The 26,473-nt window shown below is 49.5% G+C and carries 24 protein-coding genes; 18 read left to right on the forward strand and 6 right to left on the reverse strand.

Features of this window, described 5'->3' with window-relative positions:
• Nucleotides 1–6: 6 nt before the first annotated feature.
• Nucleotides 7–330: a DMT family transporter gene (locus tag LG211_RS01610; protein ID WP_148395633.1), complete on the forward strand. Its 324-nt coding sequence runs from the start codon at nt 7–9 to the stop codon at nt 328–330.
• Between the two features lie 19 nt (nt 331–349).
• Nucleotides 350–1,477 (forward strand): 1-propanol dehydrogenase PduQ, encoded by a 1,128-nt coding sequence (locus LG211_RS01615; RefSeq protein WP_148395634.1) that lies wholly within the window; start codon nt 350–352, stop codon nt 1,475–1,477.
• A gap of 370 nt (nt 1,478–1,847) precedes the next feature.
• On the opposite strand, the gene LG211_RS01620 is transcribed toward LG211_RS01615, so the two are convergent.
• Complete coding sequence (locus LG211_RS01620; protein WP_269476909.1) at nt 1,848–2,663, reverse strand: hypothetical protein; 816 nt, start codon at nt 2,661–2,663, stop codon at nt 1,848–1,850.
• Nucleotides 2,664–2,812: 149 nt separating this feature from the next.
• On the opposite strand from LG211_RS01620, the gene LG211_RS01625 reads away from it, so the two are divergent.
• A complete protein-coding gene (locus LG211_RS01625; RefSeq protein ID WP_269476910.1) occupies nt 2,813–5,725 on the forward strand; it encodes a hypothetical protein in 2,913 nt (970 codons plus the stop codon).
• Nucleotides 5,726–5,784: 59 nt separating this feature from the next.
• Here the strand turns inward: LG211_RS01625 and LG211_RS01630 are convergent, their stop codons facing one another.
• Nucleotides 5,785–7,584 (reverse strand): AraC family transcriptional regulator, encoded by a 1,800-nt coding sequence (locus LG211_RS01630; protein ID WP_269476911.1) that lies wholly within the window; start codon nt 7,582–7,584, stop codon nt 5,785–5,787.
• Between the two features lie 183 nt (nt 7,585–7,767).
• Here LG211_RS01630 and LG211_RS01635 point away from each other — a divergent pair, with 183 nt between their 5' ends.
• From LG211_RS01635 to LG211_RS01645, 3 genes are read left to right on the forward strand one after another with little or no spacing between them, the layout of a single operon-like run.
• Nucleotides 7,768–9,174, forward strand: a complete 1,407-nt coding sequence (locus LG211_RS01635; protein ID WP_227754747.1) for an MFS transporter — start codon at nt 7,768–7,770, stop codon at nt 9,172–9,174.
• 17 nt (nt 9,175–9,191) lie between these two features.
• On the forward strand, nt 9,192–10,841 hold the full coding sequence (locus LG211_RS01640; protein ID WP_269476912.1) for an amidohydrolase: 1,650 nt from the start codon (nt 9,192–9,194) through the stop codon (nt 10,839–10,841).
• A complete protein-coding gene (locus LG211_RS01645) occupies nt 10,825–12,105 on the forward strand; it encodes a benzoate/H(+) symporter BenE family transporter (protein WP_148395641.1) in 1,281 nt (426 codons plus the stop codon). Before LG211_RS01640 ends, LG211_RS01645 begins: the two co-directional genes overlap by 17 nt.
• Nucleotides 12,106–12,516: 411 nt before the next feature.
• On the opposite strand, the gene LG211_RS01650 is transcribed toward LG211_RS01645, so the two are convergent.
• From LG211_RS01650 to LG211_RS01660, 3 genes are all read right to left on the reverse strand, one after another.
• Complete coding sequence (locus LG211_RS01650) at nt 12,517–12,786, reverse strand: Txe/YoeB family addiction module toxin (RefSeq protein WP_148395642.1); 270 nt, start codon at nt 12,784–12,786, stop codon at nt 12,517–12,519.
• Entirely contained in the window at nt 12,779–13,048 is a 270-nt protein-coding gene (locus LG211_RS01655; protein ID WP_148395643.1) for a type II toxin-antitoxin system RelB/DinJ family antitoxin, read from the reverse strand. Before LG211_RS01655 ends, LG211_RS01650 begins: the two co-directional genes overlap by 8 nt.
• A 760-nt stretch (nt 13,049–13,808) precedes the next feature.
• On the reverse strand, nt 13,809–15,338 hold the full coding sequence (locus tag LG211_RS01660) for a hypothetical protein (RefSeq protein WP_269476913.1): 1,530 nt from the start codon (nt 15,336–15,338) through the stop codon (nt 13,809–13,811).
• Nucleotides 15,339–15,511: 173 nt separating this feature from the next.
• Here LG211_RS01660 and LG211_RS01665 point away from each other — a divergent pair, with 173 nt between their 5' ends.
• The 12 genes from LG211_RS01665 (at nt 15,512) to LG211_RS01720 (ending at nt 24,550) form a co-directional block, all read left to right on the forward strand.
• Nucleotides 15,512–16,093, forward strand: a complete 582-nt coding sequence (locus tag LG211_RS01665) for a hypothetical protein (protein WP_227754743.1) — start codon at nt 15,512–15,514, stop codon at nt 16,091–16,093.
• Between the two features lie 19 nt (nt 16,094–16,112).
• Nucleotides 16,113–16,853: a creatininase family protein gene (locus tag LG211_RS01670; RefSeq protein WP_269476914.1), complete on the forward strand. Its 741-nt coding sequence runs from the start codon at nt 16,113–16,115 to the stop codon at nt 16,851–16,853.
• A gap of 12 nt (nt 16,854–16,865) precedes the next feature.
• Nucleotides 16,866–18,311: a sodium:solute symporter family protein gene (locus LG211_RS01675; RefSeq protein WP_269476915.1), complete on the forward strand. Its 1,446-nt coding sequence runs from the start codon at nt 16,866–16,868 to the stop codon at nt 18,309–18,311.
• 3 nt (nt 18,312–18,314) lie between these two features.
• Nucleotides 18,315–18,590, forward strand: coding sequence for a hypothetical protein (locus LG211_RS01680; RefSeq protein WP_148395648.1), 276 nt, complete (start codon nt 18,315–18,317; stop codon nt 18,588–18,590).
• Nucleotides 18,571–19,281 (forward strand): RraA family protein, encoded by a 711-nt coding sequence (locus LG211_RS01685; RefSeq protein ID WP_227754740.1) that lies wholly within the window; start codon nt 18,571–18,573, stop codon nt 19,279–19,281. Before LG211_RS01680 ends, LG211_RS01685 begins: the two co-directional genes overlap by 20 nt.
• On the forward strand, nt 19,278–20,099 hold the full coding sequence (locus tag LG211_RS01690) for a carbon-nitrogen hydrolase family protein (protein WP_227754739.1): 822 nt from the start codon (nt 19,278–19,280) through the stop codon (nt 20,097–20,099). Before LG211_RS01685 ends, LG211_RS01690 begins: the two co-directional genes overlap by 4 nt.
• A gap of 16 nt (nt 20,100–20,115) precedes the next feature.
• On the forward strand, nt 20,116–21,339 hold the full coding sequence (locus tag LG211_RS01695; protein ID WP_227754738.1) for a 2-oxoacid:acceptor oxidoreductase subunit alpha: 1,224 nt from the start codon (nt 20,116–20,118) through the stop codon (nt 21,337–21,339).
• Nucleotides 21,311–22,123, forward strand: coding sequence for a thiamine pyrophosphate-dependent enzyme (locus LG211_RS01700; protein WP_148395652.1), 813 nt, complete (start codon nt 21,311–21,313; stop codon nt 22,121–22,123). The genes LG211_RS01695 and LG211_RS01700 overlap by 29 nt, the downstream gene beginning before the upstream one ends.
• 7 nt (nt 22,124–22,130) lie before the next feature.
• A complete protein-coding gene (locus tag LG211_RS01705) occupies nt 22,131–22,340 on the forward strand; it encodes a 4Fe-4S dicluster domain-containing protein (protein ID WP_148395653.1) in 210 nt (69 codons plus the stop codon).
• 1 nt (nt 22,341) lies between these two features.
• Nucleotides 22,342–22,899 (forward strand): 2-oxoacid:acceptor oxidoreductase family protein, encoded by a 558-nt coding sequence (locus tag LG211_RS01710; protein WP_148395654.1) that lies wholly within the window; start codon nt 22,342–22,344, stop codon nt 22,897–22,899.
• A gap of 124 nt (nt 22,900–23,023) precedes the next feature.
• Entirely contained in the window at nt 23,024–24,115 is a 1,092-nt protein-coding gene (locus tag LG211_RS01715) for a glycerol dehydrogenase (RefSeq protein ID WP_148395655.1), read from the forward strand.
• A gap of 21 nt (nt 24,116–24,136) precedes the next feature.
• Nucleotides 24,137–24,550, forward strand: a complete 414-nt coding sequence (locus LG211_RS01720; protein ID WP_148395656.1) for a DUF3830 family protein — start codon at nt 24,137–24,139, stop codon at nt 24,548–24,550.
• Between the two features lie 87 nt (nt 24,551–24,637).
• Here the strand turns inward: LG211_RS01720 and LG211_RS01725 are convergent, their stop codons facing one another.
• On the reverse strand, nt 24,638–26,062 hold the full coding sequence (locus tag LG211_RS01725; protein WP_148395657.1) for a carbon starvation CstA family protein: 1,425 nt from the start codon (nt 26,060–26,062) through the stop codon (nt 24,638–24,640).
• Nucleotides 26,063–26,473 lie beyond the last annotated feature (411 nt).

Below are 26,473 nucleotides of genomic sequence, written 5' to 3' on the forward strand. Positions count from 1 at the left end.
AAGTTTATGTACAACCTATTTTTAGCCATTGCCATCGGCGGCGAGCTGATTGGAACTACTTTTTTAAAATATACGGAAGGCTTTACCAAGCTGTGGCCGTCCCTGATTACGATTGCGTCCTACGGCATCTGTTTTTATTGCTTTGCGCGGGCCCTGGAGCATATCAATCTCAGCTTTGCCTATGCGATTTGGTCCGGACTGGGAATCGTGGTGGCCACGCTGGTTTCCGTGTTTCTGTTCAAGCAGGCTATTACTCCGGCAGGGATTTTCGGGATTATTTTGATTTTAATCGGCGTCGTTGTTCTAAACTTATTCGGGACGCCCCACTAAAGAAGAAGGGAATTTTGTAATGAAAGAATTCAGTATTAGTACCAATGTGTTTTTCGGCGAGAATTCTCTCGGCCGGTTGGATGAGATAAAGGATAAGCGTGTGCTCATCGTCTGCGACAGCTTTATAGAGCAGTCGGGCATGGTGGACAAGATTAAGTCGCACCTGGATTCCTGCTCCGTCTCTGTGTTCAGCGATATTATTCCCGATCCGCCGGTGGAAGTGGTGGCGGAAGGGATCAAGTGTCTGGCGGAGTGCAAGGCTGAGGTTATGATCGCAGTGGGTGGCGGTTCCTCCATCGATGCGGCCAAGGCTATTCGGGAGCTGTCCAGACAGATGAAGTATGTGGATGTGGAAGAGTGCTATGCCATACCGACTACCAGCGGCACCGGCTCGGAAGTGACCAAGTTTTCTGTGATTACCAATGCGGAGGAAGGGATCAAGTATCCTCTTGTGAGCCAGTCCCTTCAGCCTATGGTGGCGATTTTGGATCCGGAGCTGGTGAAAACTGTGCCGCCGGCCATCACAGCCGATACGGGCCTGGATGCTCTGACTCATGCGCTGGAAGCCTATGTTTCCACAGAGGCTACGGATTTTACCGATGCGCTGGCGGAAAAGGCGACGACTTTGCTGTTCCGCTTCCTGCCCCAGGCATATAAAGACGGCAATGATCTTGTCGCCAGAGAAAAGGTTCATAATGCAGCCTGCCTTGCGGGCATGGCCTTTAACACAGCCGGCCTGGGGATCTGCCACAGTCTGGCTCATGCGGTGGGCGGCAAGTTTCATATTTCCCACGGCCGCAGCAATGCCATGATTTTGCCCCATGTGCTGGCGTTTAACGCGAACTTGGAGTCGGGGGAGATAACGCTGGCGGCCAGGAAATATCAACGGATGGCCAAACTGATCGGGCTGCCTTATGCCAATACGGCAGTGGCGGTAAACAGCTTGATCCGCCGGATCCGGGAGATGGAGGCTACTTTCGGCATTCCTTCTACTCTGAAAAAGCTGGATGTGGATCCGGATGCAGTTTGTGCTTTAAAGGATGAGATGGTTGAGGCCGCTTTGGCGGACACCTGCACAACGACCAATCCCCGGCAGGCAACCGGGGCGGATTTGGAAAACCTGCTGGCGCAGGTGACGCCCTTTTAGGCCGCCTGGGCTCAGTTTTGCCCGGGAAAAAAACTTTTTTTGCCGAATCCTATTCGAAATGCCCTGTTTTGGAAGCAATGTCCATAGAAAAACAGGGCATTTTGCTGTTTTTGAACCACGGCGGTTCGAAGGATGCTATTTACTTGCTGCAAATAGCCACGAGCGAGCAATTTGTATGCGGTTAGTTGCAAATAACAACCGGGATGAACCGGCCTGAAGCGAAATTTCGCATGATTTTCTATGGACTTTGACTGCGAAAAGGCCGGTTTCGAATAGAAATGGCGAAAATTTTTGATTTTGGGGCGTCGGGGGAGCCAGGGCCGCCTAAAGCGCCCCGGCATCTTTATTTGTAAAGCGCCCCGGCACCCCTTCACCGAGTCAGCAGCCGGGAAGTAACGACGTCCTGGATTTCCCGCATAGTCAGCGGATTCTGGAGGTCCTCGAAAGTCATGATAAAATTGGTGCCGGTGCGGATGCCGGCTTGGCGATAATCCATGATTTTAGCTCCTGCGCTGAGAAGATAATCCGGCTGATCCATTTTTCCAAAATGCTCCCAATAAAAGATTTCCCGGTTCAGCGGGTGGTGCAGGGTGAAATCGGGGGCGTAAGATTTTCCGTTTATGATCAAGACCTGTTCGTAGCGAAAAGGCACCCCATATAAGGTTAACGTGTCCGCGATCATGGATTCCGATTTGGAGCGGACCAGCAGACCGGTGGATGTTTCGTGGATCAGGCCCTCCGGATGTCCTGCGTATTGGGTATAGGACTTTTTGGCCCATCGCCTCAAGTCCGGTTCAGCCGGCAGCCATAAACCGGGATCCTTTTGAATATCCTGATAGGCGGACGTGAGCTGGGTACAAATACGCCCAGGATCATAAAGAACAAATTTGGCGATTGCCTGCTCCAAGGCTGAAATATCGGTTTTCAGCACAGACAGGCTTTTTTGTAGAAAACGCCGCCGCTGCAATTTTTTCAGCAGCCTTTGATCGTATTTGCTGTCCGGATTTAAATAACGCTTTTGCTTTTTCCCGTCAGCACTATAGTTGTGATAATAATATTGCTTTGAACTCTGTATTGAAACCGACAAACTGCCCGGCGGCAGAGAAAGTATTTCCTTTTCAAATGACTCGGCCAGGCTGCGCATATGTTCCAGACTCTTTATCATTTCCTCATAAACTTTAATCATAGCTCCTCCAATATATTTTACATATATTGTAAGTTTACGACGCCGCGCAGTCAAGTGAAATATGTAAAAAAATCCCATAATAACTATATCCAAAGGCCCGTATACATGATATAATAAAAGCAATTATGAACCAGGGAAGGGACAATAAGATGTTGAAAAAGGGAAAGGCTAAAAACCGTATCATGTGCTTAATCCTGATTGCTGCACTTTTGGCCGGCAGCGGCAGTTTGTCGTATGGTCAGACAGCCAATCAGAAAACAAAGGAATTCGCCAATCTGGTGCTGTTCGTTCAGTTGGACGGCGATCCATCCAAGAACTTTATGGAAACCAGGACCACTGGCTACAATCCGCCTACTTATGCCCAGCTGGCTCGCAAATACTGGCTGGATGAAAGCTATGCCAAATCCCTGCCATCCTACTTAACGGCTATCTCCTACGGTCAATTTCACGTTACCAGCTACCTGCCCCAGGACAATGGCACAACGATCGTTCCGGTCATGGGAAGCGGCAGCACGGATTATGACTTGATCAGCGCGGCCGTGAAAGCGAACGTTTCACTTCAGGGCAGCGATCTGGATCGAGACGGTAATGGCTTTATTGACAATGTGACGGTTATCGTCCAGGGAAAAGCCACCAACGATGCCACGGATCCGCATAAAAGCTGGGACGGTCACACACCTTTTGCCGGTAAAACCATCGGCAACTACAACATCATCAATTCCAGCGCCGCTTTTGAAGGAGCAGAAGAAGGGGTCATTGCCCACGAATTTTTGCATAGCATCGGATTTCCCGACCTCTATTCCAATGACGGGACGGACCCTGTAGGCGATTGGGACATCATGTCCAAAACATCTACCTACCTTCAGTATCCGCTGGCCTATTTGAGGTACAAAAGCGGCTGGCTTACCATTGATACCATCGCAAGCGACCGAACGGGACTGACCCTGGTGCCGGCCGATCAACCCGCAGGCGATCAGGCCTATATCCTCAAGTCCCCCATGTCCGACACGGAGTTCTTTGTGGTGGAGTATCGAAAAAAGACCGACTCGCTGGTGCCGGGCAGCCTGGATGCAAAGATTCCCGGCACCGGCCTGATCGTTTATCGTGTAAATACGGATGTGGAAAACCTAACCAATATGGGTTCGGAAAAAGGGATCGTCGTTTTTGCTAAAGACATTGACGTTCCTGCCAAAAACCGTGACGAGCTAAAGGATTCCTTTTTTTCCGCAAAAGAAGGCAGGTATTCCTTTGGCAGCAAAGATTTGGACCAGAAAACCAATGTACTGAGCTACTCCGACGGCAGGAATTCGGGGATCGTTCTCAAAAACATCGGCAGCCCAGGGGACACCATATCCTTTGACGTGGAATTTGCAGATGTGTCCGACCAAGGAATTTGGAAGAATCTGGGTCCTGGAAAGATAGAAAACTCTGAAGCGAATGAGATCTCTACAGCGGCCGATTCATCAGGCAATCTATATGCGGCCTACCAAAAAGGTGATTTTAAGACCTATGTACGCAAGTATACGAAAGACGGCTGGACAACACTTGGAACCGGCCAGACTATTCATGCTGGAAAGATTCTGATTTATAAAGACGTGCCCTACCTCCTTTGCAGTTTTGGCGATCAGTATGCCGGTCAGCTGTTGAAATATGAGGGCGGGGATTGGAAGCAGGCTGCGTTGATCAATGGAGACCTTACCCAATATACGGACGCAGTGGTGCGGGACGACGGCATCTACATCGGGTACAGCCAAAGCTCAAGCGAGACTGGGAATTCCTTTATATATGGAATCAAAAAATTTGACGGAAACACCCTGACTCTGGCGGCGGAGAACGTTGCGGCAGGGGATCTCAACAACATGCAGCTTACAGGAGAAAAGGGCTCCATGTACATGACCATGCGCACAGGAACAAATGAGCTAGTCATTAAAAAAATTACCGGATCCAAGGCAGCGCCGGTTCCGACAGAGATGAAAGCTTCTTCCTTTGATACCCTTGCGGTCAACGATAAGCTTTATCTTGGAGCACCTTTTGAGGAAGGGTTTTCAGTATGGTCCTATGACGGCAGCAGCTGGAAACAAGAGAGCCCGCCGCTGGCAGATTCAGGCTCCTTGAATCAAAAGCTGGCGGCCTGTGGCAGCCAAGTTTTTGCGGCCAGCGAAAACCAGACAACACACCGAACCAAGGTCTGGCAGCGAAAGGGCGAGGCCTGGGAGCAGTTGGGTGCCGATGCGGAAGTGAAAGAAATAAGGAGCATAGACCTGACGTGCTCCAAGGGAAACATCTACCTTTCCTATATTAACGGCTTGGGCAATCCCATTGTAAAATATAAAGAGCTGCCAGGGGCAGAAGAACCGCCGGTAGTGGAAGAACCTGATCCTCCCGCCCCCGAACCGCCAGTAGTCGAAGAACCTGATCCTCCCGCACCCGAACCGCCGGTAGCCGAAAAGCCCGATCCCCCTGTAATCCAGCCCCCTGCACCCGAGCCGCCCGTGAGCGTTGAGCCGGCCCGGGGCATCCGCTTCACGAAAGCTTCCACGTCATCGATCAGCATTGGCTGGGAGAAAGCAGCCAATATAAGCGGCTGGGATATTTACCGGTCAACTTCCGCCTCTGGCAAATACCAAAAAGTTGGAACCGCAGCAGCATCCAACAATTCTTTTACCGATACAAAGCTGACTTCCGGTCAGAGTTATTATTACAAAATTAAGGCGTATCAGGTGAAAGACAGCAAACGATATGACGCTGATTTCTCAAACATTGCGGCAGCGACCACCAAGCCGGGAAAGACTGCCATGAAAAAAGCAAAGGCTGGAAAGAAAAAGGCGGCGGTCAGGTGGAAAAAAGTCCGGGGCGCTGATAAATATCAGATCTACCGGGCTGTGAAGAAAAACGGATCATACAAAAAAGTAAAAACGGTTTCAGGAAAGAAAACCTCCTGGACCAACAAAAAGCTGAAAAAGGGAAAGCGATACTATTATAAAATAAGGGCAGTCCGGTATCTGGGCGGCAAGGCCTATTACGGCGCCTTCAGCAAAAAAATCAGTGTCCGGCCCCGGTAAGAAAGAAACATAATGAAACGGCGGCAAGCTTCTGCAAAAGAAGCCCCCGCCGTTTTTTCTTATTTGTGCGGAAATGTAAACTGAAAATACTTCACCTCAAAAGGCGCCAGCGTAATTTCCAGACGCTCCTGAGGTTTGAAAAAGTAAGCGTCCGGCTGAAAGGCACTGTTCAAAAGCTGAACGGTTTCCTGATCCAGAGACGGAGGACAACCCAGCCTCTGCCACTGGACAAAGGGATCCATGGAACGCTTCAGCTTCTGCTCCATAGCTAAAGAATCCTGAGGAAGCTCAACGACAAAGGTTCGATTTGCCATAGATTGGGTGCGCTCTTCCACGTAGGAAGCCAGAGCTTGCGGCATGTGAAAGCTGCGGGACAGCAGCTGGCCGATATCCAGAGGCGCATAATAAAGGAGCAGATGAAGGATCCTTTCAGAATCCGGTCCTGACCAAGCCAGAAAAGAGCCGACGTCAATGGGAAATTCATCACCCTCAAAGTGTTTTAAAAACTCCAGCGTATGAAACGAAGCTTTACAAAGTCCCTGCTGGGTGACAGCACCGGGCTTACCGTTAAAGGGCAGAGAATTCCCTGAGCAATCTTCATCCCTGCATGCAAAACAGGGATATTTTTTTAAGAAAGGGCCGGGGCCTACCAAAGCGATCTGTGAAAGCAGCAAAGAAGCCATGTAGGGCGAATCATACAAAATATGGGATTCGGGCCAGTTCAAATCGGAATAAGCGTCTGCGCCGGATGGAAGTGGGCCGTGTCCGTCCTGCCGGTCCGGGACGTTTTTCAGATCAATAAAACGGATTTCAGGCTTTCCGGCGCCCATGGAAGCAGTGGTCTTAATCGAGTCCAGACGCATCAGCAGCGACTCGGCGGCAGATTGGGGAATGGGCGAGAGAACGGAAATTTCTTTATGTAAAATCGTTTCTTTTTGATACTTTTGCCGGTATGCGTTGGGCGTCATATGGAACAGGCTCTTAAAATGCTGATTAAAATACCGATAAGAAGAAAAGCCCAGCTCAAAGACAATCTGACTGATGGGCAGATCGGTTCCCAGCAGATATATTTCCGCCTTTTCAATACGGATATGCTGCAGCAGTTCGGAAAAGGTAAAGCCAATCCCGGATTTCACCAAATGAGAGATATGGTAGCGATTGACGTAAGTCCGATCAGCCACATCCTGCAGTTGGATCTTCTGAGGAAAGTTTTCATAAAAATAAGAGAGGATGTTTTTCAGCCGGTCGGCCTGGACAAAGCTATCCCGCAGCGTGTTTTCTTTATGATCGCTGAGGAGAAAATATTCCGCAGTGAAGTGGAGCTCAAAATAATTAATCAAGGTACGAAGGAGGATTTTTTCATATTCCTCATTGCGGGCGCTTGCGTAAACCGGAAGATAGCCGTCAGGACTGTCCTCTGCCAGCATGGTCGAAAGGTGTAAATGAAAAATCTTGCGCAGAACCTCTTCAATCTTCGAGAAGTCGTCTTTGGCCGCGTCCCGGTAGAGCTTATACTCGGATACAAAGATGGTGCCTTCCTGACAGGGGTCGTAAAACTGGGGGCTGATCTCTAAAAGACATACGCGGTTGGGCTCATCGGTACAGTATAAACCGTGAAGTTCAAATGGATTCATGATTGTAAATTCCCCTGCGGAGAGGGTATAATTGGAGACTCCCACCTTAATGGAGAGGCTTCCTTCCAAAACATAGATGATCTCCATATGAAGATGGGTGTGGATCGGATATTCCCGCAGAGAAAAAAAGGAAAAGCGTGAGAGGCGGATTCCTTCCGGAAATTCCTGCATCAAAGGCTGCGCCAGTGAAATATTGATGTTTTCGGTCTGAGACAAGATCATCATTCCCTTCTGAATTGGATTGTTTTCTCTATTATAGAATGACAGGGGCTTGCGGTAAAGCGTATGGGCCTAAAAAATCTGAAAAAACAGAAAGTTGCCAATAAACTGTATAATTTGTACCAAGAAACCGCCTATTTCTTATTTGCCCTCTCAGTTAAACTGAAGAAAATAAAGGAGGACGCGAATATGAAAAAATTATCATGGAAAGTGATCCTGGGATATGGAACTGCTTCCGCATCGGATGCGATCACTTACAACTTTGTCTTTATGTTTTTATTATTTTTCCTGACGGATATCGCTGGGATTAGTCCGGCCCTGGCCGGGAGCATTTCCCTCATCGCCGTTATCTGGGATGCGGTATCGACCCCCATTCTGGGACAGATATCCGATAATACCAGATCCAAGTACGGAAGAAGGAGACCCTATTTGATCGCGGTCGCCGTGCCGCTGGCCGCTGCTTTTGTCCTGCTGTTTACCAACGTGCCCCTGGATGGCAACGCCAAGAATGTTTACTACGTTATCATGGCCATGGTATTTTGGACATCTTACACAACGTTTTACATTCCGTACACAGCTTTGGGCGCAGAGCTCACCCTGGATTACGACGAGAGAACCAAGCTGCGCGCGCCGGCAACTATCTTTAACCTGCTGGGCAACATCGTAGGTATGTCGGCTCCGTCACTGGTGGTAGCCATGTTCATCGGTCAGGGAATGGCCCCGGGACGGGCCTGGCAATCCATGGCCATGATCGCAGGCGGAATCGCCATGATCTGTATTTTAATCACCTGGAGAACCACCAGAGGCCACGAGATCATGAACGTTCGGGAAGAAGCCATTACAGAGAAAAAGAAAGAAAACGGCTTCAAGACCTATCTGAAAATCCTCAAGCTCAAGCCTTACAAATTCCTGCTGGGTATGTTCATGGCCTTCATGTTCGGATACAGCATGATCAATGCGGACATCGCCTATTTCGTATACCACAAAATGCAGTCCACCGAAGAAACGCTGGCGCTGGTTATGTTCCTTTACATTCTGATCGGCATCGTGGCAGTACCCCTCGTTTCGGCCATTTCCATGAAGATCGGCAAGAAAGCGGCCGCGGCCTTATGCATCGCAGGCTCAGGCGCAGTCATGTTCTGTTTCAAATTTATATCCATTGAAAGCTTTGGCATGCTCCTTTTGTATATGGCGATTTTCAGCATTGCCAACGGAGCATACTGGACTTTGATTCCGGCCATCAACATGGATATGTGCGAAGTCTATGAATACAAGTACGGTGAGCGCAGAGAAGGCGCGGTTTTCGCAGCAGGTATTTTCTTCGCCAAGTTCAGCGCCGCCATTTCCAGCCAGGTGCTTGGAATCATCCTATCCGTTTCAGGATACGATCCTACGCTGCCCCAGCAGTCCGCATCGGCTGTAGCAGGTATCGAAAATGCCTTTACGATCATACCTTCAAGCTTCTTGATTCTGTCCGGCGTTATGGCGATAGCCTTCCCGCTGACCAAAGCGAAATTCGACCAGCTGAAAGCCGTGATGGAAGCCAAAAAGAAGGGTGAGGACTATCAGGAAGAAGGACTGGAACGTGTCATCTGAGGAAATGGGAGGAAGAAATGGATAAACGAGTGATTTACGGAAATGGAAGGGTCTACACGGTGGACGAACGCTGTCCCTGGGCCCAGGCCTTCTGTGTGGAAGGTACGAAATTTATCGCTGTGGGTACGGAAGAAGAAGTCGCTGAAAAGGCGGGAGCAGATGCAGAGTATATCGATCTGCATAGAAAAACGGTTTTGCCGGGCTTCATCGATTCCCATATTCATGCGGTACAGGGCTGCGCGGAAGTGCTGTTTAAGGTGGACCTGGCCCGGGCCCAGTCGAAAGAGGATTGTTTGAACGCTGTCCGGGATTTTTATGAAGCCCATCCGGATATTGATTTTCTGGAAGGGGCGGGCTGGATTAACACGTATTTTGACGACCACGGCCCCAGAAAGGAATGGCTGGATGAAATCGCGGCGGATATTCCCATTGTGCTGGATTCGGGAGATCATCACAGTATATGGGCAAACTCAGCGGCGATCCGGCTGGCCGGCGTTACAAAAGATACGGTGATCGAAGGGGGCGTTCTGGAAAAGGACGCGGATACAGGGGAGCTTTCCGGAACCTTCCGGGAGTGCGCTCAGGAACCCTTTCATGCCATTAAGCCTGTCTATTCGGTAGATAAGGTGAAAAAGGCAGTGCGCTATCTGGAAGAAATGATGGGCCAGCTGGGGCTGACCATGGTCCACGATCCCATGGTTGAGCTGTATACCAATTATTATGAAGCCTACAAAGTGATGGATCAGGCAGGAGAGCTGAAGGTGAAAATTCGTGGATCCTTCATGGCAAGACCCGAGTCGGTGGATTCAATGCTGGAGGACTATCAGACGGAAAGAACGGCCGCCGGTGCCGGCACGCGGTTTGCCGCAAACAGCATTAAAGTGCTGGTGGACGGGGTTGTGGAGGGCGCTACCGCTTTTCTGAAAAAGCCCTATGCTCATCGGCCGGACTATTACGGAGAGCCGGTTTGGAGCCAGGCCGGGCTGAATAGGCTGTGCTCCTGGGCGGAGCACCACGGTTTTCAGATGCACTTTCATGTGATCGGAGATGCGGCTGTGGATCAGATGCTGACTGCGCTGGAATGCTCCGCGGCGGAAAACGGGCAGCCCAATATCAGGCCCATCGGCGCTCATATGCAGATTGTGGATAAAGATGATTACCAGCGCCTCAGGGAGCGGCAGGTTGTGGTTTCGGCAAATCCCTATTGGTTTGCTAAAGAAAAAGGTTATTTCTACGGCTTGGAGGTGCCGTTCCTGGGTGAGGAGCGGGCGGAAAACGAGTATCCCATGAGGAGTCTGGCAGAAGAAGCAGGACTCGTTTTGTCCTCGGGCAGTGATTTTCCGGTTACTCAGCCGCCGGCCCCGCTGCTGGGCATTCAAATGGGGGTGATCCGCTGTGATTTCAGGGATGACGCCGACGACCCGTCCAATGTGCTCAACGCCAAAGAAGCGCTGACTGTTGAAGAGATGATCCGAACCTTTACTCTGGATGCGGCTTATGCCGATTTTGCCGAGGACATCACCGGTTCCATTACACCCGGCAAATTCGCGGACTTTGTGGTGCTGGACAAAAATATCTTTGAGGTGCCGGCGGATACCATCGGGCAAATACCCATCCTGATGACGGTTTCAGAAGGGAATGTGATTTACGATGCGCAGGCTCATTGAATCAGGAAATGGCTTTCACAATCTAAAGAAGGAGTTTAAGTGCGAGAGCCGCAATATCTTTGCGGCTCTGACCTCCATGGTTTTCGTGCTGGCGGGCGCTATCCCCATGCTGTCGTCTGTGGCTGCCAGCGCGGGGATGACTTCGGCGCAGGCCGCATCCTTTGTCATGTGCAGTATGGCGGTGGGAGGACTGATTTCCATCTTTGCCAGCATTTATTACCGGACGCCCTTTTATTTTGCGGGTTCCCTGACTGCGATCGTGGTATTAAAACCCATGTTCGATCAGTTTACACTGCCGGAAATGGTCGGCGGATTCATCGCAGCCGGGGTTGCGCTTTTCCTGGTGGGATATACGGGGATGATCGGCTGGATCAGCAGGTATTTGCCCCTTCCAGTGATTCTGGGGATGGTGGCAGGGGTTTTTATGAGCTACGGGCTGGATATCGTAAGGTCCATAGCATCAGACCCTCTTTCGGGAGCGCTGATCGCAGGCGCCTTTGTCGCATTTCCCCTGGTGACGAAGAAAGTTCCGCCTCACATCATAGCGCTGGCTGTGGGCATCGCATGTGCTGTTTTTCTCCATTCGGGAGAAGCGGATGGATCGGCAGGCTCCTACGGTCTGTCGCTGCCGGTTTTCACAGGGCCGGATTTTACCAGCAATGTTTTTCTGACCGTGTCGCTGCCGCTGGTGATTATGGCTGTGGCGGATGTTTTCAAAGGTTACGGGGTTTTAAAAGCCAACGGCTGTGATCTTTCCCTCAATAGTGTGACCGTACTCAGCGGGCTGGGTTCCATACTGGCGGCCTTTGGCCTGGGGCATACCATTTCTCTTGCCGGCCCGGTTATGGCGATTCTCGCTGGAGAGGATGCGGGCAGACGGGAAAGAAGATTCGCAGGAGCAGTCATCTACTGCGGCGGCGTGTTGGTGGTCTGTGTACTTTCAGGCATTTTGATCCCGTTTATCATGCAGCTGCCGGGAACGATCATCGATCTCATTTGCGGGATCGCCATGACCGGCCTGCTGGTGAGCTCGCTACAAGGTGCTTTTGGGACCGGCCGCTTTCAGATGGGCGCGCTGGCAGCCTTTCTCATCGGCCTGTCCAAAGTGAGTATTCTGGGAATCGGTGCGCCTGTGTGGGCCATTGTATTCGGCTGGATCGTAACCCTTTGCATGGAGAACGGCCAGTGGCGGCAAATGATCGCCCGGGGCCGAAGCGAGAAAAAGGAAACCGGTCCTGCAGCGGACCAAGCAGTAATGGATTAATGTGTACTGTAAAATGGAGCCGTTTGAGTTGATGGCTCTGTTTTGCTTTTTTGGGGTGGGCGGTGCTGTTTATAGCTGGGCCTGGGTCTTTGGCTTGGGGTAAAGATATGTTCTGGCCCCGGATTACGGGTGAAAAGTAAAATTATCGTTGGAGCTTCTTTTGAGTCCGATTTGCGATGATTTCTCATCGCTGGAGACTAGAAAAAGTTGGATCAGCGATGATTTCTCGCTGTTTTTCGGTGGATGGACGGTGAAAATGGCTCAAAATCATCGTGGAGAAGGCCTGACGGACCGGATCGCGATGATTTGCTTTCAGCGCCGGTCCCGGTCTGGCTTGCGCGCCGGGGTCATATTGATGCCCCGGCCCGGGCAAGAATCGCTTCTTTTTCAAGACGAGGGCATCATGTGCGGTTACTTATCTCCATAATGTCCTCTGCAATGCACGATGTAGATGCGGCCGTTTTCCATATGGTAGACCAATCGGTCCTTCTCGTTGATGCGGCGGCTGTATTCGCCCTGCAAGTCACCGGTTAAGGGTTCGGGTTTCCCGATGCCCTCCATGCAGCCATTTCGCTCAATATCTTTAATGAGCTGATTGATGCGTTTTACTGTTTTTTTGTCCTGGGTTTGCCAATAGAGATAGTCCTTCCAGGCATCGTCTGACCAAATTTTTTCACTCATCTTCTATCTCAATCAGTTCGTGCGCCGTCCCTTTCCCTTCACGAAGTTCCTGAACGGATTTTTTTATATAGGCCATATTCGATTCAGAAAAAAATGGATCAGTGGTTTCTGCAATTTCAAATGGGATCCTGTTTTCGCGTAAAACTGCTTTCACAAAAAGATTGATGGCTGTGGAGGTGTTTAGACCCACATTGGAGCAAAAAGCGTCAAATCTGGCTTTATCCTTTTCGTCTACTCGCGCAGTTATGGTTGACTGTGCCATAAAATCAACTCCTTTCTGTATTCTGTACACCTTAATTATATCGTTATTGTATGCAAATTACAAGCTGTTGTAATACAAAAGGCACATATTGTAATCGGATCCGGATTTTTGGGTTGGGTACGGATATCTTTTGGCTCGGACCCGGGCCTGGGCTAAAGATTTGTTCTGGCCCCGGATTACGGATAAAATATAAAATCATCGTGGGAGCCTCTTTTGAGCCCGATTTACGATGAATTCTCATCGCTGAAGATTAAAAAAAGAAGGATCAGCGATGATTTTTCGCTGTTTTTCGGTGGATAGACGGTGAAAATGGCCCAAAATCATCGTGGAAAAGGCCTGGCGGACCGGATCGCGATAATCTGCTTTCAGCGCTGGTTCCAGTCTGGCTTGCGCGCCGGGGTCATATTGATGCCCCGGCCTCCAAAATCCGGCCCGGCCCGGGCCACACCAATGCTCCGATCCGCAAACTTCTACAGCCCTGGTTTTAATATATAAATTTATGTTTATCGCCAAATCAGGAAAATTTTCATAAAAATTCGCATTCTTTACGCAAAGTTGTGGGTTTGCGAGACCTTATATTGCTAAAAAGCGATCTAACTTGCTCCAGAGCCGGTCGAAGAGGGTTTAACCGTTGAAAAACGTGTAAATTTACCAAGGATTTTTTAATCTTTTCCCCGCCCCGGCTAGAGGGTCCGGAAAATCCTATTGCTGAAACCAGAGAGGAAAATGCAGGATTGCGTTAGGGTTCAAACCTAACAAATCAACCCGAATCAGAGCCTGCTGCACCCGAAGGGACCTTTTCAAACATCTGATTCAAGATCAATAGGAGCTGCGTCATATTTTTATTTTCTTCCGGAAGACCGATGCGCAGGTTCTCCAGATACCGATAAGCGTCTGCGGCGACGAAGGGGTTGGTGAAAAGCAGATGTTTGGCCTCGTTGGGAGTTGAGTAGGTATTGATATAGGCACACAGATTATCCACCGCGTAGACCGTGGTATCTCTGGGAAGTCCGGTGCAGGAATCGGTGACCATGGCGATTTCAACGTTGATCTCAGAAGATTCGGGGTTGGAAACATAATCGAAAATCTCCTTTAAATAAAGATAATAGAGGGTTTTGGGAATGACAATATCTTTGTTGGAAAGCAGCTTTGGCAGGAAGATACACTGATACTGGTCCAAGGCGTCAAAGATACCGTCCATATTCAAGAGAAACTGGCAGTCATTGAAATTGGAGCTCAGGCATGGATGATAGATGAACGTTAAATAGCGCATCATGATCGCTTCGATCTCTGGAGCGCTGAAACCATTGTAAACCAATATTTTCTGAAAGTTTTCCGGCCTTATGGGAAAGACGAAGGGCGTACTGTCATACACCGAAAGTTTCTGGCCCATATGTTGAATTCCTTTGAGCGTTATAGCGACTTGCCGTATTTTTTTATCATCGTGATTTACCAGCAATTCGCAGCTAATGAGCTGGTTTTCATATTGGAGCTGGAGCCGGCGCACGATGTCCGGATGGGTGAAGGAATAGAGGGTGGTTTTTTTATCACCTATGGAAGGGGTGAAGTTGGTTAAAGCTAAGACATCTTCCAAGATGCACAAATCAAAAGCGGGGATGGCTCCCTTGGGCATGTAATAAGCGTGGAAATTGGGTGAAAAACATAGACAGAGAAAATTATCCAAATCCACGATGCAGGAGCGGAAAAAATCGCTGCTGTATATAAAGGAAATTTCATGGCCCTTTTTAATAATTTCGTGAAGTCTCTGAATCCAGGGAATGTAAAAGGACTCCTGCTCCAATATTCGGTCAGTACTGTCATCAAACATCAGATAGAGATGCTTTCGCTCCGGCAGCATCAAAGTGGTGTCCAGCGCATAGAGCAGGGCTTCTTTTTTTTGCCTTTCCCCCTTAATGATGCCCACATCAGCTACATTGGCGTTATCTACGGAAGGAGGAAGGGTTTCGTAGGGAGAAACGCTGAAATGGCCGCTCATCCACAAATCCAAAGCCTTATACGCTTCTTCCCGGTTGGTGATGGCAGCTTCCGGCATATAGTCCATGAGGAAAATGGCGATATTCTGATAGTTGATCCGCTCATCCTGATCCAAAATAAAATTCAGAGTGTTGGAGTAGTGGGCGGAAGAGGAGTTGAACTTCCGGTTTTTGTTCCGCCACCTGCTGATCAAAGATGGATCCACGTGAATGCCTGCCGCCAAGTCCACAGCGGAAATATGCAAGTGATCCAGAATAAGGGAAAGGGGAGAAAGGGACAAAACGCTGCTTTTCATATTCATACCTCCATTTCGCTCAAGCACCATAGTACAACTATTGTAATATGGTGTCAATTTTTTGTCAATTAGCATTGACTGACAAGTGTCATATACATGTTGTAATATTTCGAAAATTTGCTACTATTGAGTTGCATGCAGGATCAATAAAGACGTCTTACGGAGAAAACGAAATGGAAAAAGAAACATTAGTAAAACAGCTCAAGGCTGCTAAGGCTTCCACGCCGACGGACAAGGAAAAACAAAGCAAAGGTGTCAAAGTAAAGGCAACCTTGCACACGATATCGGAAGAAGACCTGCCTTACCTGGTCAGAAAGCGCCTCTTCCTGATTCGGCCGAAGGTTTTATCTGCTAAATTTCACTATCTGCCTTGCTGGAGAGTCGTTCTTAAATATTCCGTATCCTATTTTAAAAAGAACCGGACAGATGACGGGACCATCGAATTTATCGTAGATCCCATAAGAGGATGCGGCGCCAATGAGGAAAAGCTCAATCTCAAGCTGGTGAAAAAGGCGATTGAACCCGAGCTGCTGGTGGCTGATACCCTGACCCGGGCGCAGGCGGAGAAAAGAGCCATTGTAGACGCCAGGTGGAAGGTTTTGATGGCAAAATACAAGCGGCCTCCTGAGTTGGAAACGGATCATATTGAAAAATTTTACCGGCCCTATTATGAAGTGCGCGTCGCATTTGCCGGTAAAACCCAGACTCAATTTATAGCGGCAGACGATTTTTCCAATTATTTTGTTTACAACTGAACAAGAAAGGAACGTACCAATGGATAAGCATTTGATTGCAGAAATGACCCTGGAAGAATTCGGACGGTTTATAAAAGAATCCGATACAGCGATTTTTCCGGTGGGGGCCACAGAAGCCTATGGGCATCACTTGCCGATGGGATCTGACTGGCTGGTGACTTATGAAGTGGCAAAGCGAGCAGCACAAAAGGCCAGCTGTTTTGTAGCTCCGCCGATTCCATACGGCTTTTCAGAGGATTTGATGTGCTACACGGGAACCCTCTCTGTATCCACCATGTCCATCCTGGCCATGTATCGGGATGTGCTCGAAAGCCTTCATCGGCAGGGCATGAAAAAAGTCTTGTTTCTATGCGGACATGTGGGTAATCTGGGTGCCATCGATCAAGCAGCGTCGGAGGCCATGCGGGATTACGGCATGGAATGCGCCCACATCGACTGGTGGCGCTTTATCTACCACATCAACGAGGAGCTGATGGACAGCAAGTTTCCGCTGGGCCATGCTGCGGAGGCAGGAACGTCCATCTTAAAATATCTGTTCCCCCAGTTGGTTAATGAAGAGAAAATGATCCGCAAGGAGAAGGAGGAAAAAGAGGAAATCCCGGATTTGTATGTTTATGAGTACTTTGATAAGGAGACCGAGACCTCTGTTCTGGGAGATCCCTTTTGCGGAAGCGAAGAAAAAGGAAAAGTTATGATCGAAAATGCTGTCAATGTTATCAGCGGATTCATTGACCAGTGGCAAGCGGATGAGAGGAAATAAAGGAGGAAAGCAATGTTACACGTAAATGTCCCCTGGGCCGTTCCCGATACGGTGATCCTGATCGGATACTTTTTTCTAATGATTTTTATCGGGCTGCGATTTCGGAGCAAGGCCAGAAAAAACATGAGCAGTTATTTCCTTTCGGGCCGGTCCCTGACTCTGCCTCTGGTCATCGGAACTATGATGACATCCTGGTATGACGGATATTCTGTGATTGGAGTGGCGGAATATGGGGCAACCATCGGTATTGCCGGAATGATCGTGTATGTTATCCCATGTACCCTCTCCCGGGTGCCTTTTGCTCTTTGGATCGCCCCTTTAGTGAGGGGAAAAATCCCTGAAGACGTGATGACAGTACCCGATCTGATGGAATTTTTATACGATCGGAAATCAAAGGTCCTTGGAACCGTGGCTGTTCTGGCGGGAGTTCTTTACAACGGCGTAAACTTTCTGGTCATTTCCCAGCTGCTGGAGATGATGTTCGATTTTCCAAGCTTTGTGGCAATCCTCATTTCCGGCTGTATCGTCGGCATCTATGTGCTGGCATCCGGAATGTGGTCGGTAACCATGACCGATGTATTCCAGCTGGGATTTATCAGCTTTTCCGTAGGCGTAGGCGTAATCGCGGTTATGAATATGGCAGGTGGATGGGATGCGATTTTCGGAACCTTGAATGGAAGTCAGCCGACCCTGTTCGAGCCCACCGGAGGGATGAACGGTGCCACAGCCCTTTCCTGGGCCCTCATTGGACTGAGCATTTATACCGAACCAATGATGTATCAGCGTTTTTCCGCATCGGATTCGGCAAAAACAGCCAAGCGCTCGTTCATGTTCTGCATTCCCATGTGGCTGGTATTCAGTACAGCAGTCATTATGATGGGATTCTGCGCCAAGACCCTGTATCCGGATGCAGTTTTCTATGAGGCATTTTGGAATACGGTTATGGCTGCTCTTCCCACTGGTCTGCGTGGTTTGTTCGTTGCCGGCCTGATCGCGGCGGTCATGTCCACCCTCAGCAGTTATATCCTGGTTCAAGCGGCAGCCTGCACCAAGGATTTGTATACGGGCATAACGGGAAAAGTTTTGTCGGACGCTCAAATGATCCGCTGGAACAATATTGCCACCGTGGCAATCATTATATTCTCCATGCTCAGCACCCAGGCCTGGCTTTCCAGCATTATTGACGGTCTGTATTTTGTCACCGGTTTTCAGGTGGCAGGTCTGTTCATTCCCCTGGTTGTGGGCCTGTTTTATTCCAAACGAACTCCGGCAGCCGGCTGGGTCAGCACAGCCTTCGGATATGTATTCTGGCTGTTCTGGAATTATGTGCTGGCAGAATCGACAGGCATACCTGCCAACAATATCACTTGGGTAGCAGCGTTCTTTGTATTCATGATTGTTGCCAAGTTTACCTATAAAGACGGTCAAAACGATAATATGAAGAAATTGGAGGCGTAAACAATGAAAAAAGAAACCTCAAGCAAATACGATGACGGCAAAGATACAGTTGTAACAGCGATTTCGCTGATCGTAATTCTGGTACAGTCCTTGATTATCATCTTTGGTTTCGTCTATCGGTGGGACTGGCTGGCATACGAATGCGCAGCAATGCTCATCATACCGGCGGCAATCGTTTTATGGTACGGCATCAAGGCCATTATCCATGCGGATCAAATGATGACTGCCAGCATAAAAGAGGCAGAGAAAGCGGGGGCCAATGGCAAAACTAAGAATTAATCAAAGAAAGCCTGTCAATACAGGAAGGTATAAAGCGAAGCTGGAACAAGTGAGCATCGCAGCCATCGGCCATTATTCGGAATTCGGCTTTATGCATCCGCGGATACGCTGCATGAATCCCAATACAGGAAACGTGTTTGGTCCGGCGGTTACCGTACGCATACCGGCGCAGGAATCAAAGGCGCTGCATGTGGCTGTAAGCATGGCCCATGAAGGAGATGTTCTTGTGATCGACCGCTGCGGCGATGTTTCACACGCTTGTGTGGGCGAAATGGTCGCCCTTTGCGCCAGCGTGCGCAAACTGGCAGCGATCGTCGTAGATGGGCCGATGACAGACTATGAAGAAATCATGGAAATCGGTATCCCCATCTTTGCTGCTGGGACCAGTCCTTTAACGACCAAGTTCATCGAGGATTCCGGGGAAATTAATTTTGACATTTCCTGCGGAGGGGTCCCGGTCCATCCGGGCGACCTGATCCTGGCGGATCAAAACGGAGTCCTGGTACTGAGGGAATTCGAAGCAGAGGAGCTGATTAATACAGCCATAGCCGATCAGGATACGGAAGCGGAGGAACGGGAAGAAGTGTTACAGGGAAAGACCCTGCAGCAGCTCTATGTTCCCGATTATCCATTAGAAAGAGAACCATTTGCCGCAACGTTTGCTTCCGATTTGATAAAGGAGGAATCATGACAAAAAAATTAAGCTTTGTAGGGATTCAAACTACGCCCACAAAGGATAAGGATAAAAATTTCAAACAGGCGCTGGACTTGATGGATGAGGCGCTGAAAGCCTATAAAACCGTGGATATGGTCGTACTTCCGGAATATTTCTATTATGCGCCCGATCTGGACGAAACCCCTTTGATCAAGGAATATCCCCAGGAAATCATCGACGAATTTTCCATGCGGGCCAAGCTGTTCAATACCTATATCATCGGCGGGACCGTGGCCCACAAACAGCAAGACGGAAACATCTATAACACGGCCCTGCTGTTCGACCGCAGCGGAGAAATCGTCGGCAGATATGACAAAATTCATCTGTTCGATGCCTTGAACGCCATGGGCGGAGAGCAGGAATCGGACCAGATCACAGCAGGAAACAAGCTGTTCACCTATGATGCGGACTTTGGAAAGATCGGAATTTCCATCTGCTACGATATTCGCTTTCCGGAGGCGGCAAGGACCATGGCGCTGCAAGGCGTTCAATACTTATTTATCCCATCGGCCTTCTATTCTCCCAGGAGCGACCACTGGCAGAATATCCTCACTGCCACAGCGCTGCACAACTCCATGTATGTGGTAGGGGTTAACCTCTTTGGAAAGCTCAACGAAGACAATATTTTCTGCGGGCGCAGCCTCATTTGCGATCCATGGGGCGTCCCCGAGGCTATCGCTGCGGATAAGGCCGGTTACATACAAGCATATGTGGATCCGGATTATCCCAAGGAAATTGGGGATGCAGTGGGTACCTTTCATAACAGAGTACCGGAAGTTTACAAGATAAAGTGAGGTGTAGAAAAAGAAAATGGAACCAGATGCACAAGGTCAAAAGCAGGCGGTTTTACAAGGAAACGAGGCCTGCGCCAAAGGGGCGATCTATGCGGGATGCCGGTTCTTTGCCGGTTATCCCATCACTCCTTCCACAGAGATCATTGAAATGCTTTCCGCAGAAATGCAGAAAAACAACGGCGCGTTCATTCAGATGGAAGATGAGATCGGATCGGCATGCGCGGTCATCGGTGCCAGGTGGGGCGGGAAGAAAGCGATGACTGCCACATCGGGACCAGGATACACGTTGATGCAGGAAGCCATTGGCTTTGCTGCGGTTACGGAAACGCCGGCAGTCATTGTCAATGTACAGAGGGGAGGGCCGTCCACCGGACAGCCCACCCTGTCCTCCCAACAGGATATCTACCAGGCCCGCTATGGAAGCCATGGAGATTACGGCATCATCGTACTGTCGCCTTCCTCGGTTCAGGAAATGTACGATTTTACCATCAAAGCCTTTGAACTATCGGAAAGGTATCGCAGCCCGGTCATTCTTCTGTCCGATGAAGTGGTGGGACATATGCGAGAAAAGATTACCATATACAGTGGTACGAAAAAAAAGAATGAGGCCGGGCCTGGATTTGCCTATTCCCCCCAAGAGGATTTTTTTCAAGGGAGCAGCTCTCTGGTGGAAGGGCAGCTTCACGATGAAAAAGGTCGGCGAATCGGACACATGGCCGACCGCAGCGGGCATTTCATAGAGCATATCAACCGCAAGATAGAAGACCATCGCACCCAGCTGGCTGATCTGGATACTTTTTGCATGGAGGATGCGGATATCGCGATCATTGCCTATGGTTCCGTTGCACGTCCGGCCATGAATGCGATCAAATTGGCAAGAGGTATTAAGGATCACCGCCTTAGGGCGAAACTGAACATGTTCCGCGATTTTTTCAAAAAAGGCGCTCCGGCCGTGATCCATACGGATTACAGCCATCTGAAAGTGGGCCTGATTAAGATTAATACGGTATGGCCTTTCCCCCAAGAAGCGCTCAAGAAAGCGGCCCGGGACATCTCTCTTGCCATTGTCCCAGAAATGAATGTGGGAAAGTATGTGCGGGAGATTGAGCGGGCGCTGGATGGAATAAAGGTGATTTCAATGCCCAAATGCGGCGGAGATATCCATACGCCAAAGGAATTGCTGGATGAGATTTTGGAGGAGGTGGGAAAAGATGAATCGGCTCTATCAGAAATATATTAAGACCGACTTGCTGCCCACACTTTTCTGTCCCGGGTGCGGCAACGGCATCATCCAGTATGCGGCCATAGGAGCGATCGACAGCCTGGGTATCAAGGAGGACACGGCCTGCGTGAGCGGAATCGGATGTTCCTCCTGGATCCCCTGCTATTACAAGATGGATGTGATGCATACCATGCACGGGAGAGCCCTGGCCTTTGCCCAGGGGCTGAAGCTGGCCCAGCCGGATAAAAACATTGTCGTCTTTACCGGAGACGGCGATTGTCTTGCAATCGGCGGCAATCATCTCCTTCACGCCTGCGCGCGAAATATTGATCTGACGGTCATCATGGCCAATAACTACATATACGGTATGACAGGAGGGCAGAAATCCCCATCCACCCCCAAGGGAGCTGTAACCAAAACTTCTCCTTTCGGCAGCATCGATGAGCCGATCGACGGATGCAAGCTGGCCGCTTCTATGGGCGCAACTTACGTTGCCAGATGGACGACGGCCCACCCTGTTCAGCTGGAAAAGTCCATTGCTCAAGGCATCTCTCACAAAGGGTTTTCCTTTATCGAGGTGCTATGCCAGTGTCCTGTTCAAGCCGGAAAAACCGTTTACGGCCAGAAGGATCCTGCCAAGATTTTGAAGATGTACAAAGAAAATACCTATCAATATCAAAAAGGCATGGATATTCCTGAAGGCAAAACCAGAATCGGCGTGCTGAAGCATGAACGGGAAGCAGCGGAATATCTGGAAAAGGTCAGAGAAAAGCTGCTGGCCCGGGACGTAATCAAGGGGTGAGAAGAGCATGAAAATAACCATCGATAAGAACTGCTGCAAGGGCTGCGGCATTTGCCTGGCAATATGCCCCAAAGGAATTTTTATCAAAAGTAAAAAAAGAAATAACTATGGAACCAATATGCCGGAGGCATCGAAAGAACAAACTTGTGTCTTTTGCAGGATGTGCGAACGTCAATGCCCGGACGGAGCCATCGATGTAAAAAAGGAGGAGAATTAAAATGAAATTAAATGTAAGATTTGCCGGAGCAGGGGGACAGGGGGTGATCCTCTCTTCCGTGCTGCTGGCAAAGGCTTACGGGCTGGGTGAAGATTATAATGTTTCACAGACGCAAAGCTATGGACCGGAAGCCAGGGGCGGAGCCTGCAAAGCGGAAGTGGTGGTTTCCAACGAGGACATCGACTATATGAAAGTAGATGATGCAGATGTCTTTATTGCTTACAATCAGGTGGGATATGATAAATATAAAAATACGATAAAAAAGGGAGCTAAGGTTCTGGTCAACAGCACTCTGGTTGAAAACAGCCAGGCGGATCACTACCAAGTCCCTGCCACGGAAATCGCTGAAAGCATGGGAAAGCCCTTTGTGGTCAATATGGTCATGCTGGGAGCTCTGACAAAAATGCTGCCTCGGCTCCATTATCCGGCGGTGCTTCAGGAGATCCTTAAAAACTTTCCGGAAAGCATGCATGAGGTGAACCGGCAGGCCTTCCAAAAAGGATATCAATATTTGGAGGAGCGGATGAAAGAAGAATCTGCCCCGATTGACCACCAATAAAATAAACCCGACGTTTCACCATACAAAACCCCGCAGGAATCCCGTCCTTGCCAACTGCCAAAGGCTTGTGCTAATATGAAGAGGTCAAGCGAATACTGTATACACAACAAGGAGGTATAAAATCATGGCAAAGATTATCGGAAGCCCGAGCAGGTATGTTCAGGGCAAGGGAGAGATGAAGAACTTATGCGGTCATGCGGCTAATTTTGGGAAGAAGCTGTTCGTCCTGACCAGCGTGTCGGGGAGAAAGAGAGTGGAGCCGGCGATTGCAGAAGGGCAGGGGGATGCACAGATTGTTTATGAAGTATTCAACGGTGAGTGCTGCAAGACGGAGATCAACCGGGTCATGGAGGCCTGTAAGGGAGCGGGCTGCGATGTGATCGTAGGCATCGGCGGCGGCAAGATTCACGATACGGCCAAGGCAGCAGCTCACTATTTGGGTCTGCCGGTAGTCATCGTGCCCACCATTGCTTCCACCGATGCTCCCTGCAGCGCTCTGTCCGTCATATACACGGACGATGGAGTATTCGAAGAATATCTCTTCCTGCCGGCCAGCCCCAACATGGTGTTGGTGGACACGGATGTGGTGAGCAAGGCTCCTGAACGCCTGTTAATCGCAGGAATGGGCGATGCGCTGGCCACCTATTTTGAAGCCAGGGCCTGTCAGAGATCCGACGCGGCAAACTGCGTAGGCGGAAAAATCACGATGGCAGCGATGGCGCTGGCCCGCTTATGCTACGATACGCTGCTCACAGACGGTATCAACGCAATGCTGGCAGTAAAAGAAAACATTTGTACAAAGGCAGTGGAAAACATCATCGAGGCCAATACCTATCTGTCCGGCATCGGTTTTGAAAGTGGCGGCCTTGCCGGCGCCCATGCGATCCATAACGGGCTGACAGCTATTGAGGAAACCCATGAGCTTTACCACGGCGAAAAAGTAGCCTTCGGCACGCTTGTCCAGCTTGTTCTAGAGCATGCTCCAGAAGATGAGCTGGATGAAGTGATTGACTTCTGCCTGGAAACAGGGCTTCCGGTTACCCTGGAGGATCTGGGAATCAAGGAAGTAAAGCCGGAGCAGATTATGGAAGTGGCCCAGCTGGCCGCAGCGGAAAACGACACCCTTGGAAATATGCCTTTTGAGGTGACGCCGGAGGATGTGTATGCGGCAATTATGGGGGCGGATGCTCTGGGCAGATATTATAAGGGGATTTAAGAAATCCAGAGGAGGCATGCGATGAAATATGTAGAAATTAAAGCCGGATCATTTACATTCAAAGGCAGGCTGCTCACGGATGAAGCGCCTGAAACCTGCCGTGTCTTTGAGGAAATGCTGCCCTTAAAAAGCCAGTTTATCCATGTTCGCTGGAGCGGAGAAGGCATTTGGATCCCTTATGGAGATCAGCGGACAGGCCTTTCTTATGAAAACCATACTTCCCATCCGGCCAAGGGGGAAATGCTGCTTTACCCGGGCGGCATCAGTGAAATGGAACTGATCATGGCCTATGGCAGATGCTGCTTTGCCAGCCAGCACGGCCAGCTGTCCGGAAATCATTTTCTGACCATCACAGAAGGCCTCGAAGACCTTGAAGCTTTTGGAAAAAAAGTCTTGTGGGAAGGTGCTCAAGATATTGAAATCAAGCTGATCTAAGAAAAGAATAAAAGACGCGTTTTCAGAGCTGCAGCACAGCCTTGGAGGTGCGTCTTTTATTGTAAAAGCTGAGGGTAAATCTTGCTTCTAAAGCCGGCGGTCTTTCTTCATTCCTGGGAGATAAGCTTTCCATATGAAGACAATGATGCACAGCACTGCAAAAATAATTCCGGCCGGATAGGCGATGGATGCGCTCAAATGAAAGCCTTCTTCGGCATAGATCAAATAGGTGCAGCAAACGGCGGACATAAAGGCGGCGGGGATGGCAGCCATCAGGCTGGAAATTGGACTCACCTTTACAGCCAGATAAACTGCGCCGGCCCACAGAGCTATCATCGCCAGCGTCTGGTTGGACCAGGAAAAATACCGCCATACAACCTGGTAATCGATCCGTGAAATCAAGTAACCGGCGATCAACAATGGGGCGGCCAAAATGAGGCGGTTGCGGCTTTGTTTTTGACTGATTCTGAACCAATCGGCGATGGTCAGGCGGGCGCTGCGAAAGGCAGTGTCGCCGGAAGTGATGGGGCAGGCGATGACCCCAATCATGGCCAGCACGCCGCCCACAGGACCCAAAAGTCCGATGGACATGTCATAAACCGTATTGGAACTGCCTCCTCCTGCTGCTGCAAGGCCGGCGGTTCCCTGGTAAAAGGCGGCTCCCGCAGCAGCCCACACCAGGGCAATGATCCCTTCGGCAACCATAGCCCCATAAAAGATCAGCCGTCCCTGCCGTTCTGAAGTCAGGCATCTGGCCACCATGGGCGATTGGGTGGCGTGGAATCCGGAGATCGCGCCGCAGGCTACCGTAACAAACATGAGCGGCCAGATTGGTTTACCTTCAGGGTGAAGATTGCTGAGGGTGATTTCTGCGATGGGATGGGTGTCCGCGTTGAGGACCGTGGCCCCGCCGATTCCCAGCGCCATGATAATGAGGCAAATACCAAAGAAGGGGTAAAACTTGCCGATAATTTTATCGATGGGAAGCAGGGTGGCGAAAAAATAATAGACCAAAACGACGATGGTCCAAAAGGTTACCGTAAAAACATTAGGCGTCAGTTTTGCCAGCAATTCCGCCGGGCCTACCATAAAAACAACCCCGACCATAACCAGTAAAACCACGGAAAAAATCCGCATAACTGTCTTCATGACCGGCCCAAGATAGATGCCGACCAGCTCGGAAATGCTGGCGCCGTTATGACGCATGGAAAGCATGCCGCACAGAAAATCATGGACTCCGCCGGCGAGGATGGTGCCCAGGACGATCCACAGGAACACGGAAGGTCCCCATATCGCTCCCGACAGCGCGCCAAAGATCGGTCCCAGTCCAGCAATATTGAGCAGCTGTATCAAAAATGCCTTCCAGGGTTTGAGAGCAACGTAATCCACTCCGTCGGAATGCTCCAAACAAGGGGTAGTTCTGTCATCCGGTTTAAAAACTTTTTCGATGAGTGCTCCATAGAGGATGTAGCCAACGATAAGCGCGGCTAAACATGCAAAAAACGATACCATGTCAATGCCTCCTTTTTGGCAGTAAGATAGGAATAGATTGCCCAGTTTTGTCGGTTATTATGTTAAATGTTCCTTGCAGCGCAAGGTTTTACAGATTTCTTTAAGTGCGTTTATTTATTGAAATACATTTTTTTACTGTAATATATTGTAATTTCGTTAGATGTGCTCTATAATAACCTCAAGCTAGAATAGGCGACGAAAGCGGTTAGCCTTCAGAAAGAAGGGAATGTCCCCGATCTATAAGAACCTCCACTTGTGGAAATCTTAGAAGGGAGGGGAAGTTTTATGTCAGATTTTGAAATCTTGTCACTAATGTTCATATTTGTGGGTATTGTGGTAAGTATTTTGATCGAATACACAAAAAAGTAACCGCCTATCGTAGCTGAGAACACGGTTACTTTTCGCTGTATT

The sequence above is a fragment of the Hominibacterium faecale genome (genome assembly GCF_020734085.1).
Classification (GTDB): Bacteria; Bacillota; Clostridia; order Peptostreptococcales; family Anaerovoracaceae; genus Hominibacterium; species Hominibacterium faecale.

What these genes read in the sequence shown, in the direction of transcription:
- LG211_RS01610 (WP_148395633.1), top strand. Translation starts at nt 7, where the DNA reads ATGTACAACCTATTTTTAGCCATTGCCATCGGCGGCGAGCTGATTGGA.
- LG211_RS01615 (WP_148395634.1), top strand. Translation starts at nt 350, where the DNA reads ATGAAAGAATTCAGTATTAGTACCAATGTGTTTTTCGGCGAGAATTCT.
- LG211_RS01620 (WP_269476909.1), bottom strand. Translation starts at nt 2,663, where the DNA reads ATGATTAAAGTTTATGAGGAAATGATAAAGAGTCTGGAACATATGCGC.
- LG211_RS01625 (WP_269476910.1), top strand. Translation starts at nt 2,813, where the DNA reads ATGTTGAAAAAGGGAAAGGCTAAAAACCGTATCATGTGCTTAATCCTG.
- LG211_RS01630 (WP_269476911.1), bottom strand. Translation starts at nt 7,584, where the DNA reads ATGATGATCTTGTCTCAGACCGAAAACATCAATATTTCACTGGCGCAG.
- LG211_RS01635 (WP_227754747.1), top strand. Translation starts at nt 7,768, where the DNA reads ATGAAAAAATTATCATGGAAAGTGATCCTGGGATATGGAACTGCTTCC.
- LG211_RS01640 (WP_269476912.1), top strand. Translation starts at nt 9,192, where the DNA reads ATGGATAAACGAGTGATTTACGGAAATGGAAGGGTCTACACGGTGGAC.
- LG211_RS01645 (WP_148395641.1), top strand. Translation starts at nt 10,825, where the DNA reads ATGCGCAGGCTCATTGAATCAGGAAATGGCTTTCACAATCTAAAGAAG.
- LG211_RS01650 (WP_148395642.1), bottom strand. Translation starts at nt 12,786, where the DNA reads ATGAGTGAAAAAATTTGGTCAGACGATGCCTGGAAGGACTATCTCTAT.
- LG211_RS01655 (WP_148395643.1), bottom strand. Translation starts at nt 13,048, where the DNA reads ATGGCACAGTCAACCATAACTGCGCGAGTAGACGAAAAGGATAAAGCC.
- LG211_RS01660 (WP_269476913.1), bottom strand. Translation starts at nt 15,338, where the DNA reads ATGAAAAGCAGCGTTTTGTCCCTTTCTCCCCTTTCCCTTATTCTGGAT.
- LG211_RS01665 (WP_227754743.1), top strand. Translation starts at nt 15,512, where the DNA reads ATGGAAAAAGAAACATTAGTAAAACAGCTCAAGGCTGCTAAGGCTTCC.
- LG211_RS01670 (WP_269476914.1), top strand. Translation starts at nt 16,113, where the DNA reads ATGGATAAGCATTTGATTGCAGAAATGACCCTGGAAGAATTCGGACGG.
- LG211_RS01675 (WP_269476915.1), top strand. Translation starts at nt 16,866, where the DNA reads ATGTTACACGTAAATGTCCCCTGGGCCGTTCCCGATACGGTGATCCTG.
- LG211_RS01680 (WP_148395648.1), top strand. Translation starts at nt 18,315, where the DNA reads ATGAAAAAAGAAACCTCAAGCAAATACGATGACGGCAAAGATACAGTT.
- LG211_RS01685 (WP_227754740.1), top strand. Translation starts at nt 18,571, where the DNA reads ATGGCAAAACTAAGAATTAATCAAAGAAAGCCTGTCAATACAGGAAGG.
- LG211_RS01690 (WP_227754739.1), top strand. Translation starts at nt 19,278, where the DNA reads ATGACAAAAAAATTAAGCTTTGTAGGGATTCAAACTACGCCCACAAAG.
- LG211_RS01695 (WP_227754738.1), top strand. Translation starts at nt 20,116, where the DNA reads ATGGAACCAGATGCACAAGGTCAAAAGCAGGCGGTTTTACAAGGAAAC.
- LG211_RS01700 (WP_148395652.1), top strand. Translation starts at nt 21,311, where the DNA reads ATGAATCGGCTCTATCAGAAATATATTAAGACCGACTTGCTGCCCACA.
- LG211_RS01705 (WP_148395653.1), top strand. Translation starts at nt 22,131, where the DNA reads ATGAAAATAACCATCGATAAGAACTGCTGCAAGGGCTGCGGCATTTGC.
- LG211_RS01710 (WP_148395654.1), top strand. Translation starts at nt 22,342, where the DNA reads ATGAAATTAAATGTAAGATTTGCCGGAGCAGGGGGACAGGGGGTGATC.
- LG211_RS01715 (WP_148395655.1), top strand. Translation starts at nt 23,024, where the DNA reads ATGGCAAAGATTATCGGAAGCCCGAGCAGGTATGTTCAGGGCAAGGGA.
- LG211_RS01720 (WP_148395656.1), top strand. Translation starts at nt 24,137, where the DNA reads ATGAAATATGTAGAAATTAAAGCCGGATCATTTACATTCAAAGGCAGG.
- LG211_RS01725 (WP_148395657.1), bottom strand. Translation starts at nt 26,062, where the DNA reads ATGGTATCGTTTTTTGCATGTTTAGCCGCGCTTATCGTTGGCTACATC.